The organism is Streptomyces cinereoruber, from assembly GCF_009299385.1.
Taxonomy (GTDB): domain Bacteria; phylum Actinomycetota; class Actinomycetes; order Streptomycetales; family Streptomycetaceae; genus Streptomyces; species Streptomyces bikiniensis.
Map to the genome: position 1 here is coordinate 4,236,507 of NZ_CP023693.1, position 22,284 is coordinate 4,258,790.

The 22,284-nt window shown below is 72.6% G+C and carries 22 protein-coding genes and 1 pseudogene; 12 read left to right on the forward strand and 11 right to left on the reverse strand.

Annotation, left to right across the window (positions count from 1 at the left end; genetic code table 11):
* Positions 1 to 25: 25 nt before the first annotated feature.
* The 3 genes from CP977_RS19025 to CP977_RS19035 form a co-directional block, all read right to left on the reverse strand.
* Positions 26 to 1,261 (reverse strand): PP2C family protein-serine/threonine phosphatase, encoded by a 1,236-nt coding sequence (locus CP977_RS19025; protein ID WP_229991422.1) that lies wholly within the window; start codon positions 1,259 to 1,261, stop codon positions 26 to 28.
* A gap of 495 nt (positions 1,262 to 1,756) precedes the next feature.
* Positions 1,757 to 2,803, reverse strand: coding sequence for a C40 family peptidase (locus CP977_RS19030; RefSeq protein ID WP_062753352.1), 1,047 nt, complete (start codon positions 2,801 to 2,803; stop codon positions 1,757 to 1,759).
* 224 nt (positions 2,804 to 3,027) lie between these two features.
* Positions 3,028 to 3,822, reverse strand: coding sequence for a class I SAM-dependent methyltransferase (locus tag CP977_RS19035; RefSeq protein ID WP_062753350.1), 795 nt, complete (start codon positions 3,820 to 3,822; stop codon positions 3,028 to 3,030).
* 366 nt (positions 3,823 to 4,188) lie between these two features.
* Between CP977_RS19035 and mshA the strand changes: the two genes are divergently transcribed.
* Positions 4,189 to 5,556, forward strand: coding sequence for a D-inositol-3-phosphate glycosyltransferase (gene mshA, locus CP977_RS19040; RefSeq protein WP_062753348.1), 1,368 nt, complete (start codon positions 4,189 to 4,191; stop codon positions 5,554 to 5,556).
* On the forward strand, positions 5,549 to 6,082 hold the full coding sequence (locus CP977_RS19045; RefSeq protein WP_152370532.1) for a type III secretion system chaperone family protein: 534 nt from the start codon (positions 5,549 to 5,551) through the stop codon (positions 6,080 to 6,082). Before mshA ends, CP977_RS19045 begins: the two co-directional genes overlap by 8 nt.
* On the opposite strand, the gene CP977_RS19050 is transcribed toward CP977_RS19045, so the two are convergent.
* Positions 6,027 to 7,031, reverse strand: a complete 1,005-nt coding sequence (locus tag CP977_RS19050) for an AraC family transcriptional regulator (protein WP_152370533.1) — start codon at positions 7,029 to 7,031, stop codon at positions 6,027 to 6,029. The genes CP977_RS19045 and CP977_RS19050 overlap by 56 nt on opposite strands.
* 99 nt (positions 7,032 to 7,130) lie before the next feature.
* Here CP977_RS19050 and CP977_RS19055 point away from each other — a divergent pair, with 99 nt between their 5' ends.
* A complete protein-coding gene (locus CP977_RS19055; protein ID WP_152370534.1) occupies positions 7,131 to 8,063 on the forward strand; it encodes an MBL fold metallo-hydrolase in 933 nt (310 codons plus the stop codon).
* 78 nt (positions 8,064 to 8,141) lie between these two features.
* Here CP977_RS19055 and CP977_RS19060 read toward each other — a convergent pair whose 3' ends face one another.
* Positions 8,142 to 9,473 (reverse strand): MDR family MFS transporter, encoded by a 1,332-nt coding sequence (locus CP977_RS19060; RefSeq protein ID WP_152370535.1) that lies wholly within the window; start codon positions 9,471 to 9,473, stop codon positions 8,142 to 8,144.
* Between the two features lie 124 nt (positions 9,474 to 9,597).
* Here CP977_RS19060 and CP977_RS19065 point away from each other — a divergent pair, with 124 nt between their 5' ends.
* Positions 9,598 to 10,359 carry a phosphoglyceromutase gene (locus CP977_RS19065; protein ID WP_062753341.1) on the forward strand — a complete coding sequence of 254 codons (762 nt, stop codon included), beginning with the start codon at positions 9,598 to 9,600 and terminating at the stop codon, positions 10,357 to 10,359.
* A gap of 136 nt (positions 10,360 to 10,495) precedes the next feature.
* Here CP977_RS19065 and CP977_RS19070 read toward each other — a convergent pair whose 3' ends face one another.
* The gene (locus CP977_RS19070) at positions 10,496 to 10,933 is read right to left on the reverse strand and encodes an NUDIX hydrolase (protein ID WP_152370536.1); all 438 of its coding nucleotides are present in this window, start codon (positions 10,931 to 10,933) and stop codon (positions 10,496 to 10,498) included.
* Between the two features lie 150 nt (positions 10,934 to 11,083).
* On the opposite strand from CP977_RS19070, the pseudogene CP977_RS19075 reads away from it, so the two are divergent.
* A pseudogene (locus tag CP977_RS19075) lies at positions 11,084 to 11,476 on the forward strand (YxiG-like protein); the annotation flags it as partial.
* A 47-nt stretch (positions 11,477 to 11,523) separates the two neighbouring features.
* Here CP977_RS19075 and CP977_RS19080 read toward each other — a convergent pair.
* A complete protein-coding gene (locus CP977_RS19080; protein WP_062753336.1) occupies positions 11,524 to 11,997 on the reverse strand; it encodes a GNAT family N-acetyltransferase in 474 nt (157 codons plus the stop codon).
* 304 nt (positions 11,998 to 12,301) lie between these two features.
* Positions 12,302 to 13,519: an MFS transporter gene (locus CP977_RS19085; protein ID WP_152370537.1), complete on the reverse strand. Its 1,218-nt coding sequence runs from the start codon at positions 13,517 to 13,519 to the stop codon at positions 12,302 to 12,304.
* 172 nt (positions 13,520 to 13,691) lie between these two features.
* Here CP977_RS19085 and CP977_RS19090 point away from each other — a divergent pair, with 172 nt between their 5' ends.
* Positions 13,692 to 14,180, forward strand: a complete 489-nt coding sequence (locus tag CP977_RS19090) for a GNAT family N-acetyltransferase (RefSeq protein WP_152370538.1) — start codon at positions 13,692 to 13,694, stop codon at positions 14,178 to 14,180.
* 46 nt (positions 14,181 to 14,226) lie between these two features.
* Here CP977_RS19090 and CP977_RS34140 read toward each other — a convergent pair whose 3' ends face one another.
* Complete coding sequence (locus tag CP977_RS34140) at positions 14,227 to 14,379, reverse strand: hypothetical protein (RefSeq protein WP_167308906.1); 153 nt, start codon at positions 14,377 to 14,379, stop codon at positions 14,227 to 14,229.
* A 146-nt stretch (positions 14,380 to 14,525) separates the two neighbouring features.
* A complete protein-coding gene (gene phoU / locus CP977_RS19095) occupies positions 14,526 to 15,206 on the reverse strand; it encodes a phosphate signaling complex protein PhoU (RefSeq protein ID WP_030221245.1) in 681 nt (226 codons plus the stop codon).
* Positions 15,207 to 15,519: 313 nt separating this feature from the next.
* Here phoU and phoR point away from each other — a divergent pair, with 313 nt between their 5' ends.
* Both phoR and phoP read left to right on the forward strand, forming a co-directional pair.
* Positions 15,520 to 16,746 (forward strand): two-component system sensor histidine kinase PhoR, encoded by a 1,227-nt coding sequence (phoR, locus tag CP977_RS19100; RefSeq protein WP_030221242.1) that lies wholly within the window; start codon positions 15,520 to 15,522, stop codon positions 16,744 to 16,746.
* A 5-nt stretch (positions 16,747 to 16,751) separates the two neighbouring features.
* Positions 16,752 to 17,423 carry a two-component system response regulator PhoP gene (gene phoP / locus CP977_RS19105; protein ID WP_465270246.1) on the forward strand — a complete coding sequence of 224 codons (672 nt, stop codon included), beginning with the start codon at positions 16,752 to 16,754 and terminating at the stop codon, positions 17,421 to 17,423.
* 70 nt (positions 17,424 to 17,493) lie between these two features.
* Here phoP and CP977_RS19110 read toward each other — a convergent pair whose 3' ends face one another.
* Complete coding sequence (locus CP977_RS19110) at positions 17,494 to 18,096, reverse strand: DUF461 domain-containing protein (protein ID WP_152370539.1); 603 nt, start codon at positions 18,094 to 18,096, stop codon at positions 17,494 to 17,496.
* A 631-nt stretch (positions 18,097 to 18,727) separates the two neighbouring features.
* Here CP977_RS19110 and CP977_RS19120 point away from each other — a divergent pair.
* From CP977_RS19120 to cysS, 4 genes are all read left to right on the forward strand, one after another.
* Positions 18,728 to 19,210 carry a CarD family transcriptional regulator gene (locus tag CP977_RS19120; protein WP_003953493.1) on the forward strand — a complete coding sequence of 161 codons (483 nt, stop codon included), beginning with the start codon at positions 18,728 to 18,730 and terminating at the stop codon, positions 19,208 to 19,210.
* 357 nt (positions 19,211 to 19,567) lie between these two features.
* Positions 19,568 to 20,317, forward strand: a complete 750-nt coding sequence (ispD, locus tag CP977_RS19125) for a 2-C-methyl-D-erythritol 4-phosphate cytidylyltransferase (RefSeq protein WP_062753327.1) — start codon at positions 19,568 to 19,570, stop codon at positions 20,315 to 20,317.
* The gene (gene ispF / locus CP977_RS19130; protein ID WP_062753325.1) at positions 20,307 to 20,804 is read left to right on the forward strand and encodes a 2-C-methyl-D-erythritol 2,4-cyclodiphosphate synthase; all 498 of its coding nucleotides are present in this window, start codon (positions 20,307 to 20,309) and stop codon (positions 20,802 to 20,804) included. Before ispD ends, ispF begins: the two co-directional genes overlap by 11 nt.
* Positions 20,805 to 20,877: 73 nt before the next feature.
* Complete coding sequence (cysS, locus tag CP977_RS19135) at positions 20,878 to 22,278, forward strand: cysteine--tRNA ligase (protein ID WP_109185039.1); 1,401 nt, start codon at positions 20,878 to 20,880, stop codon at positions 22,276 to 22,278.
* The last annotated feature ends 6 nt before the right edge of the window (positions 22,279 to 22,284 follow it).

Below are 22,284 nucleotides of genomic sequence, written 5' to 3' on the forward strand. Positions count from 1 at the left end.
GTGGGCGCACAGGACCCGGGGCTGTCTATCCCCGGGTCCTGTCCCTTTCCAGGGCCAGGACGGCCACGTCGTCCGTCAGCTCGCCGCCGTTCAGGGACCGGACCTCCGTCACGGCCGCCTCCAGGAGCTCCTCGCCCCGCAGGCCCTCGGCCAGCTGCCGGTTCATCATCGCGACCATCCCGTCCTGGCCGAGGCGCGGCGAACCGGGCCCGGCCGAGCGGCCCTCGATCAGCCCGTCCGTGTACATGAGCAGGCTCCACGCCCCGCCCAGCTCCACCTGGCGGCGCGGCCAGCGGGCGCGCGGCAGCAGTCCCAGGGCCGGGCCGCCGTCCTCGTACGGGAGGAGCCGGGCCGCCCGCCCCTGCCGGGCGATCAGGGGCGACGGGTGCCCGGCCAGGCACAGGCCCGCCCGGCGCCCGTCGGGCGCGATGTCGACCGTGCAGAGGGTCGCGAAGATCTCCTCGCTCTCCCGCTCGTGCTCCAGGACCTGCTGCATCGTGGAGAGCAGTTCGTCCCCGCACAGACCCGCGAAGGTCAGGGCCCGCCAGGCGATCCGCAGCTCGACCCCGAGCGCCGCCTCGTCCGGGCCGTGCCCGCAGACGTCGCCGATCATGGCGTGGACGGTGCCGTCCGGGGTGCGGACGACGTCGTAGAAGTCGCCGCCGAGCAGCGCGCGCGACCGGCCGGGCCGGTAGTGGGCCGCGAACCGCAGGTCGGAGCCCTCCAGGAGCGGCGTCGGGAGCAGTCCGCGCTCCAGGCGGGCGTTCTCCTGGGCCCGCAGCCGGGACTCGGTGAGCTTCACCTGTACGGCGTCGGCCCGCTTGCGCTCGACCGCGTACCGGATGGCCCGGCTCAGCAGCCGCCCGTCCAGCTCCTCGCGGAAGAGGTGGTCCTGGGCCCCGACCCGTACCGCCTCGGCCGCCAGCTCCGCGTCGGCCGAGGCCGCGAGCGCGAGGACGGCGTGGCGCGGGGCCAGGCGCAGGATGTGCCGGAGCGGGGCGAGCGGGTCGTCGCCGGCGGCGGCCCGGGGGCCGGGCAGCGAGAGGTCGACGAGGACGCAGTGGACGTCGTCGGTGAGGAGCCGCTCGGCCTCGGTGAGGTTGCGGGCGGTACGGATGCGGACCCGGGTGCCGGCGGCGCCCGCCGCGTCGAGGAGCTCGGGTACGGCGAGGGCACCCGCCGGGTCGTCCTCGACGACCAGGAGGGTCAGATCGGTGCGGTCGGTGCCTGTGACTGTGCCTGTCATAGCGGTGGCGTCCATGGCGCTGGCGTCCGTATCGGTGGCGTCCGTAGCGGTCGTGTCCGTGTCGGTGGCGTCGCCGGGGCCCGTGACGGCAGAGACGTTTCTCTGACGCGGTACGGATACGGGCATCGGTCCGGTCTTCCTTCCCTCCCCCCGAGGATGCGCGGGGCGCCGGGTGGCACTCCGCCCGTCCCGGACCATAGCGGTAGGGCGGCGCGCAGCGGAATGGAGATCAGCTGTGAGTGCGCGCGTCGCGGTTGGCATATGCCGCGGAAGGGGAGGTACTCGTCCCCGTACGGCCGGCGGGGAGGACCCGGGGGCAATGAGAAAGGTCACGCGGGCGGGGGTGGAGGCGGGGCGGGGAGGGACGAGCCGGAGGATGGTGCGGGTCCTGCCGGGGGTCGTGTGACGCGGGTCCCGTCGCGGGGCGCGGGTCGGGGGCCTGGCGCGGGCTCGAAGCCGGCACCGCGGGCCCCGGGCCCGTCGCGGACACCGCCCCCGCCCCCTCGGGCGTCACACCGGGCGGACGACTCCCAGGATCTCCATCGAGCCCGCGCCCGCGAGGGTGATGTTCCGCCCCGGGCGCGGCGCGTGCACCATCATCCCGTCCCCGACGTACATCCCGATGTGGCTCGCGTCCGCGAAGTAGACGATCAGGTCGCCCGGCCGCATGTCCTTCACGTCCACGCGCGGAAGCAGCCGCCACTGCTCCTGCGAGGTGCGGGGGATCCGGAGGCCCGCCGAGCCCCAGGCGCTCTGGGTGAGGCCGGAGCAGTCGAACGAGTCGGGGCCCTCGTCGCCCCAGCCGTACGGCTTGCCGATCTGGGCGGTCGCGAACTCGACCGCCTTCCGGCCCTCCGCCGTCGCCTCCGCCTTCAGGCCGGTGAGCGCGCCGGTGCGGAGCCAGGTCTTCTGGGCCTCGCGCTGCGCCAGTTCCTCCAGGCGGCGCAGCCGCTCCCGCTCCTCGGCGGCGAGCTCGGACTCCAGCTTCTTGGCCGCGTCGATCTTGGTGTTGATCTCCTTGCGCGCCGCGGCCTGGCGGACGCGGTTGGCCTCCAGCTTGGACCAGTGGGCGCTCGCCTCCTTGGCGTACACGTCCAGCGAGGCCTGGAGGCGGGTCATCTCGGCGAGGAGGTCCTTGGTGGCCTTCGCGCCCTCCTTGACGCGTCCCGCCGCGTCGAGGAAGAGCTGCGGGTCGTTGGTGAGGACGAGCTGCATGCCCTCGGGCAGACCGCCGTTGCGGTACTGGGCGCGGGCGGCGGCGCCGGCCTGGACCTTGAGGCCGTCGATCTTCTCGCGTCCCTCCGCGAGCATCCGGTTGACCCGGACGATCTCGGCGGACTGCTCCTTGGCCTTCTCCTCGGCGAGGTTGTACGCGTCGGTGGCGACGGCGGCCTGCCGGTACAGGCCGTCGATCTCCTTGCGCACCTCCTCCAGGGTCTTCTTCGGCGGGGGAGGCGGCAGCGGCGCGGCGGAGGCCTGGAGGGTCAGGGCGGGAGAGGCCAGCACGGCCAGGGCGCAGATCACGGTGAGCGCGGCGGCACGGCGGCGTCGGTTCACGAACTCCCCCTCTGGTGACCCACAACTGATTTACCGTCGGTAACCCGGCGGTGACCTTGGCGATAGTGCCACGCGAAACCGGAAAGTAACAAGGGGAAGAGAGGCCTGTCGGACTTGTTCCCCCCAGGGGGGACGTGTGGGACGGGAGTTGCGTTCCCGGCGTACGGAGAATTCAGGGGGAGCCGGGGCGGGGTCGGCCGTCCGGCCGAGGGCCCGTCCCCCGTTCACCCCCGGGGCGCCAACGCCCCCCACCGCACCGTCACTTCGCCCTGGCGCCACCGCCGCGGACCGTCCGTCAGCGGCCAGTCCGCCGCCAGGTCGCGCACGGAGCGGATCCAGCGCTGGCGCGCGCCGAGCGAGGCGTACGGGGCGGCCGCGGCCCACGCCCGGTCGAAGTCCCGCAGGAAGGCGTGCACCGGCTCGCCCGGCACGTTCCGGTGGATCAGCGCCTTCGGCAGCCGTTCCGCCAGGTCGGAAGGGCGGTCCAGCGAACCGAGCCGGGTGGCGAAGGTCACCGTGCGGGGCCCCTCCGGACCGAGCGCCACCCACACGTGCCGCCGCCCGATCTCGTCGCAGGTGCCCTCCACGAGCAGCCCGCCCGGGGCGAGCCGCCCGCACAGGCGCTCCCAGACGGCCGCGACCTGCTCCTCGTCGTACTGGCGCAGCACGTTCGCCGCCCGGATCAGGGCGACCCGGCCGGGGACCGGCACCTCGAAGCCGCCGTGCAGGAAGGAGAGCCCCTCGTGCTCGTACGGCCGGGCGGCCTCGACCCGGGCGGGCTCGATCTCGATGCCGTACAGCCGGGTGCGGGGATCGGCGGTGCGCAGCCGCGCGAGGAGTTCGACGGCGGTCCAGGGGGCGGCCCCGTACCCGAGGTCGACGGCGAGCGGCGGTCCGGGGGAGCCGCGCAGGGCGGCCCCGTGGACGGCGGCGATCCAGCGGTCCATGCGGCGCAGCCGGTTGGGGTTGGTGGTCCCGCGGGTCGGGGTGCCGACGGGGCGGGTGGTGCGCGGGGCCATGCCAAGAGCGTAAGGGGTGCGGGGGAGAGGGCCGCGTGCTCCGCCCTCCGGCAATGAATTGGCAAAACGCCCGCGCCGCCGGAAATGAAAGGAGCCGTTCCGGCGTTGTCGCCGCTGGAGGACGCACCGCGCCCTCCAGCTGCCATGCCCGACCGGGGCGGCTTGAACCGGCTCGCCTCGGACCGGGTCAGCCCGAACCGGTTCGACCCGACCAGCTCAGCCCGACCAGCTCAATCCGAACGAGCTCAGCCCGACCAGCTCAGCCCGAAAGCCGAAGACCGAACACCGAAGACCGAGGGCCCCGGTCCGCGACCCCCACCGGGATCCGGCCCCCGGTCCCGCCCCCCGAGCGGAAGGACCGCCGACGTGAGCCAGTACGTGTCCCGGTTCGCCGGTACCCGGCACCGGCACCCGGCGCCGGCCCGGCTCCGGCTTCCCGGCCGGCCCCGCACCCCCCGGCGCGTGGCCATGCTCAGCGTCCACACCTCGCCGCTGCACCAGCCGGGCACCGGCGACGCGGGCGGCATGAACGTCTACATCGTCGAGCTGGCCAGGCGCCTCGCCGCCATCGACATCGAGGTGGAGATCTTCACCCGGGCCACCACCGGCGGCCTGCCCCCGGTGGTCGAGCTGACGCCGGGCGTCCTCGTACGGCACGTGGACGCCGGCCCGTACGAGGGTCTGGCCAAGGAGGAGCTGCCGGCCCAGCTCTGCGCCTTCACGCACGGCGTGATGCAGGCGTGGGCGGGCCACCGCCCGGGGTACTACGACCTGGTCCACTCCCACTACTGGCTCTCCGGCCACGTCGGCTGGCTCGCAGCCCAGCGCTGGGGCGTCCCCCTCGTCCACGCCATGCACACCATGGCGAAGGTCAAGAACGCCTCGCTCGCCGAGGGCGACACGCCCGAGCCCGCGGCCCGCGTGATCGGCGAGACCCAGATCGTCTCCGCCGCCGACCGGCTGATCGCCAACACGGCCGAGGAGGCCGACGAGCTGGCCCGCTTCTACGACGCGGCCCCCGGCAAGATCGCGGTCGTCCACCCGGGCGTCAACCTCGACCGCTTCCGCCCCGCCGACGGCCGCGCCGCCGCCCGCGCCCGGCTCGGCCTGCCCCAGGACGCCTTCGTCCCGGTCTTCGCCGGCCGGATACAGCCGCTGAAGGCCCCGGACATCCTGCTCAGGGCGGCCGCCCGGCTCCTGGACCGGGATCCGTCCCTGCGCTCCCGCATGGTCGTCCCGGTGGTCGGCGGCCCGAGCGGCAGCGGCCTGGCCAAGCCGGAGGGGCTCCAGAAGCTCGCCGCCCGGCTCGGCATCGCGGACATCGTGCGCTTCCACCCGCCGGTGGGGCAGGAGCGGCTCGCGGACTGGTTCCGCGCGGCCAGCGTCCTCGTCATGCCCTCGTACAGCGAGTCCTTCGGCCTGGTCGCCATAGAGGCGCAGGCGGCCGGCACCCCGGTCGTCGCGGCGGCGGTGGGCGGTCTGCCCGTGGCCGTACGGGACGAGGTGACCGGCTTCCTCGTGCAGGGCCACGACCCGGCGGACTACGCGCGGGCGCTCGGCCGCTTCGTCGACGACCCGTCCCTGTCGGCCCGGATGGGCGAGGCGGCGGCGGCCCACGCGAGCTCCTTCGGCTGGGACACGGCGGCCTCGGCCACGGCGGACGTCTACACGGCCGCCGTGCACGACCACCGGCTGCGCGACAACCGGCGTCGCGTACGCTCCCACCATGGCTGAGGACAGGACCGCCGAGGACGTCAGGCAGACGATCGAGTCCACGCTCGACGACGCGGAGCTGGAGTGGGAGTCCACCGGACCGGGCTCCTACGTCGTCAAGCTCCCGGGCACGCGCAAGCTCTTCACGACGCTCTCCCTCCGCGCGGGCCGCCACTCCCTCTCCCTCAACGCCTTCGTCGTCCGCCACCCGGACGAGAACGAGGCGGGCGTCCACCGCTGGCTCCTCGAACGGAACCTGAAGCTGTACGGGGTGGGGTACGCGGTCGACGGGCTCGGCGACGTCTACCTCACCGGCAAGCTCCCGCTCGCCGCCGTCACGCCCGAGGAGCTGGACCGGCTGCTCGGCTCGGTCCTGGAGGCGGCGGACGGCGACTTCAACACGCTCCTGGAGCTCGGCTTCGCGACGTCGATCCGGCGCGAGTACGAGTGGCGGGTGTCGCGGGGGGAGTCGACGCGGAACCTGGACGCGTTCAAGAACCTGCTGGCGAAGACGCCGGACGGCGCGCCGGCGAAGCCGACGGACTGAACGCGACCCCGGGACCCTCCCGGTACCGCCCCGGCGTGACCCCGAACTCGCGCCGGAACGCGTGCGAGAGCGCGTACGGCGTGCTGTAGCCGACGCGGCGGGCGACGGAGCCCAGCGGCTCCGTGCCGTCCCGGAGCAGGGCGGCGGCGCGGGTCAGCCGCCACCAGGTGAGGTACGTCATCGGGGCCCGGCCGACGCGGGCGGTGAAGCGGCGGACCAGGGTGGCGCGGGAGACGCCCGCCTCGGCCGCGAGCCGGTCGACGGTCCAGGGCGCGGCCGGGTCGGCGTGCAGCGCGCGCAGCGCGGCGGCGGCGACCGGGTCGCCGAGGGCCGCCGGCCAGACGCCGCCCGCGCTCCCGTCCGCACCCCCGTCCAGCCAGGCCCGGACCATGTAGACGAGCAGCAGGTCGAGCAGACCGGGCAGCGCGATGCCGGACCCGGGCCGCTCGGCTTCCTCCCCGCCCAGCTCGCACGCCAACAGGCTCACGGCGGCCCGGAGTTCGGGGGAGGTCCCGTCGCGGCCCCGCAGGTGGACGAGGGAGGGCAGCTCGGCCAGGAGCGGGTGCGCGTGGCTGCGGTCGAGCCGGTACTTGCCGCAGAGCATCACCACCACGGGCTCCCCCGGCCGGGGCGCGGGCACGGTCCCGCGCGCCGGACCCTCGCCGTCCCAGCGGACGAAGGGCTCGGCCCGCGCGACGGTCTCCGCGTCGGCGGGCGAGTCGGCGATCACGTGCCCGGTCCCGTGCGGGAGCAGCACCGCGTCCCCCGGCCCGAGCACGACCGGGTCGCCGCCGTCGGGCAGCAGCCAGCAGGTGCCTTCGAGGACGACGTGGAAGCCGGCGCCGTCGTACGGTTCGAGCCGCGCGCACCAGCGCCCGCCCGTCCGCACCCGGTGGGAGAAGGGCCGCCCGACCCGTACGGCCGAGATCGCGTCGCTCACCACGTCCATGCGGGCACCGTACCGCCGCCGGGGAGTGAGCCGTACGCGTATCCACAGGAGCCGTACGGGCATTGAGCGGCTCACGGAACCCTCCCTAGGGTCGAGGGCATGAGCGACGACACGAGTGGCGAGAACGCGCGGCGCATGGTCCTGGGGGACGTCGAGATCATCCGGGTGGTGGAGTGGCGGGGCCCGTTCGGGCCCGCCCGCGACCTCGTGCCGGGGGCCGGGCCCGGCCTGTGGGAGGACAACGAGGCGTGGCTGGCGCCGGACCACTGGGACCCGGCCGACGGCAGCGCGCGGATGGCGCTGCAGAGCTGGGTGCTGCGCAGCGGGGGCCGGACCGTCCTGGTCGACACGGGGGTGGGCGACGGGCGCGAGCGCCCGGACGCGCCGCTCTTCCACCGGCGGCGGGACGACTTCCTGGGGAGCCTGGAACGGGCGGGCGTACGGCCCGAGGACGTGGACGTGGTGGTGAACACGCACCTGCACGCGGACCACGTCGGCTGGAACACCCGGCCCGGCGACGCGCCGGGCGCGTGGGAGCCGACGTTCCCGAACGCCGTCTACCTCCTCCCGGCGGCCGACGACGCCCACTTCGGCCCGGGGAACGCGTACGGCGGCGGGCTGCGCGCGCAGGACCGGCTGGTCTACGAGGACAGCGTGGCGCCCGTGCACCGCGAGGGCCGGGCGGTGCTGTGGGACGGGGAGCACCGCGTCGACGGGAACCTGACCCTGGAGCCGGCGCCCGGCCACACCCCCGGCTCGGCGGTGCTGCGCCTCGAATCCGGGGGCGACCGGGCGGTGTTCGTCGGGGACCTCGTCCACAGCCCCGTACAGCTCCTCGACCCCTCGCACGGGAGCTGCTTCTGCATGGGCCCGGCGGGGGCGGAGGCGAGCCGCCGCCGGATCCTCGAACGGGCGGCGGACCGGCGGGAACTGGTCGTCCCCGCGCACTTCGGCGGGGCGGGAGCGGCCGAGGTGCGCAGGGAGGGCGGGGGCTTCGCGTTGAAGGACTGGGCGGAGTGGACGGGGCGGTGAGGCGAGGAAGCCGGCGGCTCGGGTGCCGACGGGCCGGACGCCGACGGGTCGGGTGCCGGCAGCTCGGGTTCTGACGGCTCAGGTTCTGACGGGGGAGTCCTCGGCGTCCCCGCCCTTCACGACGACGGGCGCGGGCGCGGGCGACGGCACGGGACCGGGCACGGGAACGGGCGCGGCCACGACGTCCTCGTCCTCGGCGAGGGCCTTGCGCAGCCGGGTGGCGTACCCGGCTGCGGCGAGGACGCCGATCGCGGCGGTGGCCGCCCAGAGGACGTCGGGCCCGGGTCCGTCGACGATCGCGCCGGCGAGGACCGGGGCGACGAACCCGGCGACGGCCCAGGACATGCCCATGACGCCCTGGTAGCGGCCGCGGGCGTGCTCGGGGGCGAGGCGGGCGGTGGCGGCGGCGTTGGTCGGGACGTGGATCATCTCGCCGACGGTCCAGACGACCACGGTCGCGGCGAAGGCGACGGAGGAGCCGGCGAGGGCGGTGGCGCCGGTGCCGAGGCCGAAGAGGAGGGAGGAGAGGACGAGGAGGAGGACGGGGGAGCGCTTGTCGGTGAACTTGTTGACGAGGAGCTGGAAGCCGACGATGACGACGCCGTTGACGGCGATGACGGCACCGTACGAGGAGGCGGAGAGCCCCTGGTCGGCCATGGTGAGCGGAAGCCCGATCCAGGGCGCGGTGAACACGAGGCAGACGAGCAGGTTGAGCAGGACGAGCGTCCGGAAGGGCGCGTCGCGCAGCACGGTGAGGGTGCTGACCTTCTCCTCGGCGGCGGACTCCGTGGGGGCCTGCGGCCCGGATCGGGGCGCGGGCCGGGTCTCGGGGAGCCGGAGGAAGACGATGACGGCGCACAGGACGGTGGCGACGGCGTCGACGAGGAAGAGGGTGCGGTAGCCGAGGAAGGCCGCGGCGCCGCCACCGAGGGAGGCGATGGCGAAGCCGAGGTTGAGGGCCCAGTAGTTGAGGGAGTAGGCCCGGCGCACGTCGTGGGCGGGGACCATGTCGGCGATGGTGGCGTTGATGGGAGGCCGGACGGCCTGCATGGCGGCGCCCATCAGCAGGACGGCGGTGGCGATCCCCCAGGCGCTGGTGACGAAGGCGAGGGCGCCGGCGCAGGCGGCCGCCGCGAGGTGCATGGTGATCATGGTGGGGCGGCGGCCCCAGCGGTCGGTGAGCACGCCGCCGAGCGGGGAGCCGGCGACGCCGCCGAGGCCGTGGAGGGCGACGACGAGCCCGGCGAACCAGGCGGAGTGCCCGAGCTCCAGGGTCAGGTAGAGGGAGAGGAAGGTGAGGACGAAGGCGCCGGTCCGGTTGACGAGGGTGGAGAGCCAGAGCCACCAGAAGCCGGGCGGAAGACCGGAGACCGTCTCGCGGGCCGATCGTCTGAGCGTACTGATGGACATGTGTGGCGCCCCCTGGCGTGCGTAAGCCCCTATATGGCTCCGCGTAACTTACGCATCTCTCATGCCGGACACCACTCAATTGACGACGCGCGTCAATCGTCAGAGGTCGATTAGGCTCGTACGCATGGCCGACGCACCGTACAAGCTGATCCTCCTCCGCCACGGCGAGAGCGAGTGGAACGAGAAGAATCTGTTCACCGGATGGGTGGACGTGAACCTCACCGCGAAGGGCGAGAAGGAGGCGACGCGCGGCGGCGAGCTGCTCAAGGACGCCGGCCTGCTGCCCGACGTGCTGCACACCTCCCTCCAGAAGCGCGCCATCCGCACGGCGCAGCTCGCCCTGGAGTCGGCGGACCGCCACTGGATCCCGGTGAACCGCTCCTGGCGCCTGAACGAGCGCCACTACGGCGCGCTCCAGGGCAAGGACAAGGCGCAGACGCTCGCCGAGTTCGGCGAGGAGCAGTTCATGCTGTGGCGCCGCTCGTACGACACCCCGCCGCCGCCGCTCTCCGACGACAGCGAGTACTCGCAGGCCCACGACGCCCGCTACCAGACGATCCCGCCGGAGCTCCGCCCGCGCACGGAGTGCCTGAAGGACGTCGTGGAGCGGATGCTCCCGTACTGGTACGACAGCATCGTCCCGGACCTCCTCACCGGCCGCACGGTCCTGGTCGCCGCCCACGGCAACAGCCTCCGCGCCCTGGTCAAGCACCTGGACGGCATCTCGGACGCCGACATCGCGGGCCTCAACATCCCGACCGGCATCCCCCTCGCCTACGAACTGGACGAGAACTTCAAGCCCCTCAACCCGGGCGGCACGTACCTCGACCCGGAGGCGGCGGCGGCGGCGATCGAGGCCGTGAAGAACCAGGGCAAGAAGAAGTAGCCCTGCCCTGACGCACGAATGGCCCCCGCCCTGCGGTTCCTTCCGCCGGGAGGGGGCTCATTCGTTCCGTGGGCCGTGTGCGGGCCGCCGGGTCGCGTCGTGCGCGGCGGCGACGGTCTTCCGGGCCGGGGACGGATCAGAGCGTTGCCTCGGTTCCGAGGCTCCCGGCGCTGATGGCGTCCCGCAGGACGTGGGCGATCTCCTCGGGCTTGAGGTCGATGCCGTCGAGCCCTTCCAGGGTCAGCGGGATCTCCTCCAGCGCGTACTCGCCGCGGCCCTCGGCGCTGAACTCGGGTCCGGTGCGGTCGTCGAAGGACCAGGTGGTGATGCGGGCGAGGTAGAAGAGCTGACGCTCGTCGTCGGACTCCAGCGTGTGGAGGAGACGGACGATGTCGGCCTTCCCCGCGATCTCCTCGTGGATCTCCCGGTGGAGGGCGGCCTCGCGGGACGCGTCGCCGGGCTCGACGCCGCCGCCGGGCAGGACCCGGTACTCGGGGATGCCGGGCCTGGTGCGGCGGATGACCAGCATCGTGTCGTCGGGGGTGACGAGGACGGCGCGGACCCGTTCGATCATGTCGGTTGGTCTCCTTGCTTGTTGACGGTCTGCTTGGCGGCGGTCTCAGTGCAGCAGCCAGCCGCCGTCGACGTGGACGGAGCCCTGGCCACCTGGCGCGACTTCTCGACTGCGCCGACGGCGTCCGCTCCGTGGAGGTCCAGGCCGCGCTACATGCGTGACTACGAGGTCGTCATCAACCTGTGGAACGGCCCTCGGAGTCCGCAGACCTACCTGCGGTACCTCTTTCGCCACTGCGTCGAGGCCCGATGCGAGACGTTCCGGTCCGCAGACGTTTGGCGGGCTTCCTTGGACGACCGTCTCCTCGACCGCGGAACCGCTGACCCAGACCCGGGCGGGTACGTCCGGGGCGCGAAGCATCACGAGATGTACGGAGCCGAGCTCCGCCCCGACTCGGAGGCTGCCCGTCGTTGGTCGAAGGCTGTGGGGATCGACTTCCACGAGGTTCACATCGAGACGAACGCGCACGACCTGACCTTGCTCTTCTCAGACCTTGAGGTGAGCGAGGTCCCGGTCGGCTGCGCACCCTTCGTCGCGGACTGATCGCCAGGACGAATCGCTGTGGCAGAGCATGGTCGCCCGGACACGCCCTAACTGACCGGAAGCGCCATCACGATCTCCTCGTCCTCCAGGTCTCCGGTCGGCCGGAATCCGAACGAGGTGTAGAGGCTGCCGGCTGAGGTGTTGTCCGGGTGGTAGGAGAGACGGATCTGCCGGCACTCCGGCAGATCCGACAGGCGCTCGATCACGGCGCCCATGGTGGCGCGGCCCACCCCCTTGCCCTGTTCGGCCGCGCTCACCACCATGCCGCCGATCCAATGGGTGCCCTCTTCATCGTCGTACGCCCACATCACGTGGCCCACGATGTCGTCACCGGCGCGGACGCCGAGGGACGTCCACACTTCGCCGCGTTCGGAGAGCAGGAGGTAGCGCGCCGCGAGCGCGGCCACGTACCGGCGCTGCTCGTCGGTGGGCGCCACGTCGGCGACATCGCGCCAGTTGCCCTCCGTGATCTCCTCGAGCACCACGGCCCGACCCTGGCGGTCGGTGAACTGCTGTGTCATGCGTTCCCCACATTTGTGCTGTTCAGAGAGGGTGAGCGTAGCCAGTCATACAGATGCCCGGGTAGTGGTTTTCCCGTGTCTACCGGGGCGCCCGACTGTCGAGGCCCAGGGACCGGGACAGCGCCTGGTGGGTCGGTCGGGCACTGCGGGGACCATCGCGTCAGGTTTCCAAGAGCTTCCTGCCCGAGTTGCTTCAAGACGAAGAAGAAGCAGAAGTAGCCCTGCCCTGACGCACGAGAGAGCCCCCTGCCCGTGGCGGAACCACGGACAGGGGGCTCCTTCGCGTCCGGGACCGCCGACGCGTTCAGGATCGCTCGTCGCCGTCCGGCCCGACCCGGTGTGCCCCCACCGCCACGACCATGAGCGCCGCGGTGCAGCCGCCCAGCAGCATGACCGTGGAGGGGGAGGTGCGGTCCAGGAGGAGGCCGCCGGTGAGTGCGCCGAGGGAGATCGTCGCCTGGAACGAGGCGGTGAACAGGACCGACGCCGCTTCCGGGGCGTGGGGCGCCGCCTTGGAGAACCAGGTCTGCGACGCGACCGGTACGGCGCCGTACGCGAGGCCCCACACGAGCAGCAGCGTCACCGCGCCGGCCGTCCCCCGGCCCAGTACCGGCAGCAGGAGGGTCGCCGCGGCGATCAGGGCGCCCGCGAGCCCGAGGACGGCCCGGGGGTGCCGGGCCACCCTGGCTCCGCCCAGGAAGGTGCCGAGGATGCCGGCGGCGCCGTAGAGCAGTAGGAGAACCGTGATCTGACCACCGCTGACGCGGGTGACCCGTTCCAGGAACGGCGTCACGTAGGTGTAGGCGCCGAAGTGGGCCAGTACGACGAGGAACGTCAGCAGGAGCGCGAAGCGCGTGCCGCCGCCACGGAGCATGCCGCCGAGCACGCCCAGCCGCGTGGCCCGGACCGGAGGGAGCGGCGGCACACACAGGAACAGCATGGCCAGGACGGCGACCGTCAGAACTCCCATGACGGCGAAGGCAGTTCGCCAGCCGACGAGGTCTCCGACGAGGGTGCCCGCCGGCACGCCGAGGACGGATCCCAGAGGGACGGCGGAGAAGATCACTGCGGTCGCCCTGCCGACCGAGGCCGGCGGCACCAGCCGCTCCGCCAGCCCGGCTCCGATCGACCAGAAGCCGCCGATCGTGATCCCGACCATGACCCGGGAGACCAGGACGAGCCAGTAGCCGGGGGCCACGGCGGCGAGGAAGTTCGCAAGGGCCAGCAGGAGCATGAACAGACACAGCATCAGCCGGCGGTCGAAGCGGGCCGTGGCCGCGGTGACCAGGGGAGCGGAGACCGCCGCCAGGAAGCCCGGCATGGTCATCATCAGCCCGGCCGTCCCGTCCGAGACGGTGAAACCGGATCCGATCGAGGTCAGCAGGCCGATCGGCAGGATCTCGGTGGTGACGACGACGAAGATCCCCAGCATCACCGAGACCACGGCCGGCCACCCCGACGGCGGAGACCGGTGGGGTAAGGGTGTGCCGTTGCCCGAAACGGCGGTGGTGGTGGTCTGCATGACGTTCCGTCCCCTGAAAGGCAGTACGTTTCGCGAGCAGTCCAACAGGCCGTGTCGAGGCGTGGCTGGCAGATTCGCGACCGCACCCTCGCCCTGCACGGGTGATGTCGGATTCCGGCGTACGAACGTAAATCGCACGACGGATTCGGGTACCCCCCATACCGTTCGGATCATGAGCAACGTTCCCCACCCGTCACTCCGTCTGGAGCAGGTCACCCCCGCCACCGTCGACGCCGCGCTCGACCTCCGCGTCCACCCCCACCAGGAGCGGAACGTCGCCCCCGTCGTGCGGTCCCTCGCCGAGGCCTACGCCTTCGGGGAGGCCGCCTGGCCGCGGCTGATCTTCGACGGGGAGCGGCTCGTCGGGTTCCTCATGGCCTTCCTCGACCTCCCGTGGAGGGACGAGGACGCAAGCGATCGGCGCAGTGGGCTCTGGCGGCTCAACATCTCCGCCGACGCGCAGGGACGGGGGTACGGGCGCTTCGCCGTGCTCTCCGTCGCCGACGAGCTGCGGCGGCGCGGTGTGTCGCAGATGTACGTGACCTGGGAGCCCGGCGACGACGGACCCGGCGCGTTCTACCGCCGGCTCGGGTTCCGTACCACCGGGGAGACGAGCGGGCGGCAGGTCGTCGGGGTGCTCGACCTCCAGCAGATCCGATGAAGGGGGAGGGGCGCGGTTCTCCGCACCCCTCCCCCTTGCGCGTGCCTCAGCCCGAGCAGCCCCCGCACTGGCACGGGCCGCCCGACTGGCAGCCGCAGCCGCAGCCCGAGCCGCAGCCGCAGGCGCCGAGGACGGGCAGCAGGGTCGCCTCGCGCGGCGGCTCCGTCCCGGAGTCGGTCGTCATCGGGGAATCGGCCATGGGGGTCCCTCCCTTTCGAGGCGCGGATCGCCTTCCCCCATTGCATGCCCACCCGGACGGGCGCATCAACGGCGCACCGGAGCCCGCACACCCGTGCGCCCCCCCGAACACCCCCGAGCGCGGACCCGGACCGCCCCGGCGAGGGGCTACGCCCCCTCCACCGGCGCGTCCGCCGCCTGGAGCTCGTCCGCGTGTTCGCCCGTCACCAGGTAGACCACCCGCTTCGCCACCGACACCGCGTGGTCCGCGAACCGCTCGTAGTACCGGCCGAGCAGCGTCACGTCCACCGCCGTCTCGATGCCGTGCTTCCACCGGTCGTCCATCAGGTGCCGGAACAGCGTCCGGTGCAGCAGGTCCATCTCGTCGTCGTCCTGTTCCAGCTGGAGCGCCAGGTCGACGTCCTTCGTGATGATGACCTCCGCCGCCTTCGCCATCAGGCGCTGCGCCAGCTGACCCATCTCCAGGATGGTCGCGTGCAGGTCCCGCGGCACCGCCGACTCCGGGAACCGCAGCCGTGCCAGCTTCGCCACGTGCTGCGCCAGGTCGCCCGAGCGCTCCAGGTCGGCGCTCATCCGCAGCGAGGTCACCACGATCCGCAGGTCCGTCGCCACCGGCTGCTGGCGCGCGAGCAGGGCTATCGCCCGCGCCTCCAGGTCGTGCTGGAGGTCGTCGACCTTCTGGTCCGCCGCGATCACGCTCTCCGCGAGCTTCAGGTCCGCGTCGAGCATCGCCGTCGTGGCGCGCCCGATCGCCGACCCGACGAGCCGGGCCATCTCGACCAGGCTCTCTCCGATCGAGTCCAGTTCCTCGTGGTACGCGTCCCGCATGGCTGTCCCTCTCTACGCAAAACCGCAAAACTGCAAAGCCGCAAGGCTCCGGAGGCCCTGGGGGCTCCGGAGGCCCCGGGGTACGGGTGGGGTCCGAACCCCACGCTCCCACGTTCGGCCCCCTGTGCGTCCGGTTCCACCCCCTCGTGTGAACCGCCCCCGTCTCCCAGGTGAACTCTGGGCGACGCACGCCACCGCCCCCTCCGGGGCAAGTGAACCGACCGCATCCCCACGGTGAACTCTGGGCGACGACTGTTCGAGCAGCCACTCGGACGGCTGGGAGAGCGCCCGGAAGCCCGCATAACCTTGAGACATGGACGTGAACGCGGCGGTCGCCGCATTGGCAGCGATCGCCGGCGTGTGCACCGGCGTGATCGCCATGCTGGCGTTCCGCTGGAGCGAACGCGACCAGACGCGACCCACCCGTACCTCGCTGCACACCGACGCCGTGCTCCCGCCCGGCGTCGACACCGTGCTGTCCGTACTGCGCTCCTCCGCGGTCGTCCTCGACGAGAGCGACTCCGTGGTGAAGGCCAGCTCGGCGGCGTACGCGCTCGGTCTGGTCCGCGGCGGCAAGCTGGCCGTCGAGCCCATGCTCAACATGGCCCGCGACACCCGCCGCGACGGAGAGATACGGCAGGTCGAACTGGACCTGCCCCGGCGCGGCACCGGACGCGGCGAGGCCCTCGCCGTCTCCGCCCGCGTCGCCCCGCTGGGCTCCCGGCTCGTACTGCTCCTGGTCGAGGACCTCACCGAGGCCCGGCGCATCGAGGCGGTGCGGCGGGACTTCGTCGCCAACGTCAGCCACGAGCTGAAGACGCCCACGGGCGCGCTCTCCCTGCTCTCCGAGGCGGTCATGGACGCCTCGGACGACCCCGAGGCGGTCACCCGCTTCGCCGGCCGGATGCAGATCGAGGCGACCCGCCTCACCAACCTCGTACAGGAGCTGATCGACCTCTCCCGCGTGCAGAACGACGACCCGCTGGAGGACTCCGAGCCGGTGTCCGTGGACGAGCTGGTCGCCGAGGCGATCGACCGCTCCCGGCACACCGCCACCACCAAGCAGATCACCATGGCCTCCGGGGGCTCGGCCGGACTGCACGTCTGGGGCAGCCGCGGCCAGCTCGCCGCCGCCCTCGGCAACCTCGTCGAGAACGCCGTCAACTACTCACCGGCCCACACCCGCGTCGGCATCGCGGCCCGCAAGGTCGCCGCGCCCGGCGGCGACCTCATCGAGATAGCCGTCACCGACCAGGGCATCGGCATCCCCGACAAGGACAAGGAGCGCGTCTTCGAGCGCTTCTACCGCGTCGATCCCGCCCGCTCCCGTGCCACCGGCGGCACGGGCCTGGGCCTCGCCATCGTGAAGCACGTGGCCGCCTCGCACGGCGGGGAGGTCACCGTCTGGAGCACCGAGGGTCAGGGCTCCACCTTCACCCTGCGGCTGCCCGAGGCGGGCTCCGCACGGGACCGCCGGCCCGCCTCGCCCACCCCCGATCTCATGACCGAACCGCTTCCCGCCCCGGAGGTCCTTCCGTGACCCGAGTGCTCGTCGTCGAGGATGAGGAATCCTTCAGCGACGCCCTGTCGTACATGCTCCGCAAGGAAGGCTTCGAGGTCGCCGTCGCGGCGACCGGGCCCGACGGCCTCGACGAGTTCGAGCGCAACGGAGCCGACCTCGTCCTCCTCGACCTGATGCTTCCGGGCCTCCCCGGTACCGAGGTGTGCCGCCAGCTGCGCGGCCGCTCGAACGTCCCGGTGATCATGGTGACCGCCAAGGACAGCGAGATCGACAAGGTCGTCGGCCTGGAGATAGGGGCCGACGACTACGTGACCAAGCCCTTCTCCTCGCGGGAGCTGGTCGCCCGCATCCGCGCGGTGCTGCGCCGCCGCGGCGAGCCGGAGGAGGTCACCCCGGCGGCCCTGGAGGCCGGCCCGGTCCGCATGGACGTCGACCGGCACGTGGTGACGGTCTCCGGCGGCAAGGTCGACCTGCCGCTGAAGGAGTTCGACCTCCTGGAGATGCTGCTGCGCAACGCGGGCCGCGTGCTGACCCGCATGCAGCTCATCGACCGGGTCTGGGGCGCGGACTACGTCGGCGACACCAAGACCCTCGACGTCCACGTCAAGCGCCTCCGCGCCAAGATCGAGCCGGACCCGGGCGCCCCGCGCTACCTGGTGACGGTCCGCGGCCTGGGCTACAAGTTCGAGCCGTAGACACCGCCGTGCGGATACGTGAGAAGGGGCGCCCCCACCGGGGGCGCCCCTTCTCACGTGCGTACGGCGGTCAGTGGCCGGCCTCGGCGTCCTCGCCGTGCTCGGCCTCGCCCGACGGCGACGCCGAGGCGGACGGCGTGGCGGTCGGGGGAGCGGGGACGACCTCCGGGCCGAACTCCTTGAAGTAGCTGTTCGCGGGGACGACGAAGGCCTCCAGGGGCACCTCGCCGGTCCGGCTCAGCTTGAAGACGACCTCCTGCGCGTCGCCGAGGCGGGCGGCCTCGGTGCCGTTCTCGATCACGGCGGTGGCGTTGCCCTTGCCGCCGATGACGACGGAGCCGTTGGCCGGGACGGTGACCGCGCCGGAGCCGCCGGCCGGGGTCAGCTTCACGGTGGCGGAGGTGCCCGGCAGGGTGATCGCGTCGAGGGTCTGCGGCTGGGGGCCGTTGTTGAAGACCGTGGCCGAGACGGCGGCCGGTCCCTTGACGCCGCTCGTGGGCTGCGTGATGACCAGGGCGTTCTGGATCTTGACGTCGTCCACGGTGACGGCGGCGTTGTCCGGCCGGATCTGGAGGGTCTGCGCGTCGTTGCCCGCACCGCATGCGGACAGGGCGGCGACGGAGAACACGATGGCGGTGGCGGCGAGGGCGCCGCGTCGAAGGCTGCGGCTCACGGCGGCGGCATCTCCTAGGACGTACGGACGGACGGGCTGGGTGACCGGACCGACGCAAGGCGTGTCGGCGCGCTTAGGTTACCGAGCCGCACTCTCCGTCCCGCACCCGACCCGCCCCTAAGCAGGAGCACCCCTCCCCGGTCGCCGGCTCCCCGGACCGCCCGGCGCGGCGCCGTGCTCGCTCCGCGTGGCCGGATCACGACCCATTGACCTGTTGTTCACATAACCGCCTTGATCAATTCGGGGGCGGTCGCGCATTCCCCGGAGCCACCCCTCCGGGAAATCCCGGACCGATCTCGGCCGGTCTCGGCTGATCAATTCCGGGAATCGCCCCGTGATGCATCCGTACGAGTGACCGATCCTCGAACGGAGCACGTGAAGAAGGCCACTCCGAACCCGACAAAACGGGACATCACTCCCTCTTCGCGGGAGCCCGGTTAGGTGTAACGTGCGCGTTTCTCTCCGTCCGCGCAGCCGCTCCGACCTGCGGATACCCCCTTCCGGAAGCTCTCCGCAGCACGTCCGCATCGTGGTTGCCAAGCCCCGAGATATGCCCTGACCTGCGAAAACGCCATTCAGAAGAAGCCGTATCCGTGTTACTCTGGATAGCCACGGAAGGGGTACCTGTCACATGACGTTCAAGGTTGGCGACACCGTGGTCTATCCCCATCACGGGGCCGCGCTGATCGAGGCCATCGAAACTCGCCAGATCAAAGGCGTGGACAAGACCTACTTGGTGCTCAAGGTCGCGCAGGGTGACCTGACGGTCCGCGTGCCGGCGGACAACGCGGAGTTCGTCGGGGTCCGCGACGTGGTCGGTCAGGACGGGCTGGACCGGGTCTTCGAGGTGCTGCGCGCGCCGTACGCCGAAGAGCCGACGAACTGGTCCCGTCGCTACAAGGCAAACCTGGAGAAGCTCGCCTCCGGCGACGTCATCAAGGTCGCCGAAGTGGTGCGCGACCTGTGGCGGCGCGAGCGCGAGCGGGGTCTCTCCGCAGGTGAGAAGCGCATGCTCGCCAAGGCCCGGCAGATCCTGGTCAGCGAGCTGGCCCTCGCGGAGAACACGAACGAGGACAAGGCCGAGGCCCTCCTCGACGAGGTCCTCGCGTCCTGAGCGCGGTCCGGTTCCACCGGAGCGCGTTCCTCAAGTGAAGCGATGCCGCGGTGCCCGCTGGCGTGCTGTGATCCACACAGCGCCGTCGCCGGGCGCTGCGGCATGTTCGCGTATGTACGTCGTGCCTGCGTACGGTTCGCGTACGGGAAAGCCGCCCTGGGCCTCCTCGGCGCGGGCCGCGTCCGGCCCGCCCGTACGTCCTGAGACCCTTGCGGAACCCCGCACGCACGAACCCCCTGTGCTGGGCGGCAACGCCTCGACCGTCGTCACGGAAGGGCCCGGTCAAGGCGGAGCGTCCGGCACGGTGAAGGCCATACCCATGTCGGCCGCGGAAACAAACCTGCCGGAGTGCAACCGATGTCAGACGAAGCGCGTCCCCGTCGTACCGCCGTCGTGATCCCGGCGGCCGGACGGGGCGTACGCCTCGGCCCGGGCGCCCCCAAGGCGCTGCGCGCGCTGAGCGGCACCCCCATGCTCGTCCACGCCGTCCGCGCGATGGCCGCCTCCCGAGCGGTCTCGCTCGTCGTCGTGGTCGCGCCCCCCGACGGCGCCGCCGAGGTCAAGAACCTCCTCGACGCCCACGCCCTCCCCGAGCGGACCGACTACCGGGTCGTGCCCGGCGGCGAGACCCGCCAGGAGTCCGTGCGCCTCGGCCTCGAAGCGCTCCCCGAGGGCATCTCCACCGTCCTCGTCCACGACGCGGCCCGCCCCCTCGTCCCCGTCGACACCGTGGACGCCGTCATCGAGGCCGTACGGGACGGGGCCGTCGCCGTCGTCCCCGCGCTGCCCGTGGCCGACACCGTCAAGGAGGTCGAGCCGGCGGAGAAGCCCGGCGACCCCGAGCAGGTCGTCGCCACCCCGGTCCGCGCCCGCCTCCGCGCGGTCCAGACCCCGCAGGGCTTCGACCACGACACCCTCGTCGACGCCCACGCCACCGTCGCCCTCACCGGCGAGGGCGCCACCGACGACGCCGGCATGGTCGAGATGCTCGGCGCGCCCGTCGTCGTCGTCCCCGGCCACGAAGAGGCCTTCAAGGTGACCCGCCCCCTCGACCTCGTCCTCGCCGAGGCCGTACTCGCCCGCAGGAGGGCCAACGATGGCTTCTGACGCGCCCGTGCTTCCCCGCACCGGCATCGGCACCGACGTCCACGCCTTCGAGAAGGGCCGCGAACTCTGGTGCGCGGGCCTGCTCTGGGAGGGCGAGGAGTACGGACTCGCCGGGCACTCCGACGGCGACGTCGCCGCCCACGCCGCCTGCGACGCCCTCTTCTCCGCCGCCGGCATCGGCGACCTCGGCGCCCACTTCGGCACCTCGCGCCCCGAGTGGTCCGGCGCCTCCGGCACCACCCTGCTCGCCGAGGCCGCCCGGATCGTCCGCGCCGAGGGGTACGAGATCGGGAACATCGCCGTGCAGGTCGTCGGCGTCCGCCCCAAGGTCGGCAAGCGGCGCGACGAGGCGCAGAAGGCGCTGAGCGAGGCGGCCGGAGCGCCCGTCTCCGTCTCCGGCACCACCACGGACGGCCTCGGCCTCACCGGCCGCGCCGAGGGCCTCGCCGCCCTGGCGACCGCCCTCGTCTATCCCGTAGGGCGGTAGGAGCGGCGAAAAACGTGCCCCGTGGCCGGGAGCAGGTCGCGGGGCACCACCACGCGCCCACTACCCTGGAGGGGTGACTATTCGCCTGTACGACACCAGCGCCCGGCAGATCCGTGACTTCACCCCGCTCACGCCGGGCTGTGTCTCGATCTACCTCTGTGGCGCCACCGTCCAGGCGGCCCCGCACATCGGCCACATCCGGTCGGGGCTGAACTTCGACATCATGCGCCGCTGGTTCGAGTACCGCGGCTACGACGTCACGTTCGTGCGCAACGTCACCGACATCGACGACAAGATCATCGCGAAGGCCGCGGACCAGGGCCGCCCCTGGTGGTCCATCGGGTACGAGAACGAGCGCGCGTTCAACTCCGGCTACGACGCCCTCGGTTGCCTGCCGCCCACCTACGAGCCGCGCGCCACCGGGCACGTCCCCGAGATGATCGAGATGATGCGCGGGCTCATCGAGCGCGGCCACGCCTACGAGGCGGACGGCAGCGTCTACTTCGACGTGCGCTCCTTCCCGGGCTACCTGGAGCTGTCCAACCAGGACATCGACGACCTCCGCCAGCCCGCCGAGGACGGCATCACCGGCAAGCGCGACCCCCGCGACTTCGCCATGTGGAAGGCGACCAAGCCGGGCGAGCCCGACTGGGAGACCCCGTGGGGCCGCGGCCGTCCCGGCTGGCACCTGGAGTGCTCGGCCATGGCCCACAAGTACCTGGGCCCCGCCTTCGACATCCACGGCGGCGGCCTCGACCTGATCTTCCCGCACCACGAGAACGAGATCGCCCAGGCCAAGGCCTTCGGCGACACGTTCGCCCGGTACTGGGTGCACAACGCCTGGGTCACCATGAGCGGCGAGAAGATGTCGAAGTCGCTCGGCAACAGCGTGCTCGTCTCCGAGATGGTGAAGAACTGGCGGCCCATCGTCCTCCGCTACTACCTGGGCACCCCGCACTACCGCTCGATGATCGAGTACAGCGAGGAGTCCCTGCGCGAGGCCGAGTCGGCGTTCGCCCGCATCGAGGGCTTCGTCCAGCGCGCCACCGAGAAGGCTGGGGCGCCCGTCGCCCCCGCCGCCGAGGTGCCGCCGGCCTTCGCCGAGGCCATGGACGACGACCTGGGCGTGCCGCACGCGCTCGCGATCATCCACACCACCGTCCGCCAGGGCAACAGCGCCCTCGCCGCGGACGACAAGGACGAGGCCATCGCCCGCCTCGCCGAGGTCCGGGCCATGCTCGGCGTCCTCGGCCTGGACCCCCTCGACCCGCACTGGGCCGAGGAGTCCGGCGGCGGCGAGGAGCTCCACGGCGTCGTCGACACCCTCGTACGGCTCGTGCTCCAGCAGCGCGAGTCGGCGCGCGAGCGGAAGGACTGGGCGACCGCGGACGCGATCCGCGACCAGCTGAACCAGTCCGGCCTCGCCGTCGAGGACGGCCCCGACGGCCCCCGCTGGACGCTGGGCAACCGTTAGAAGACG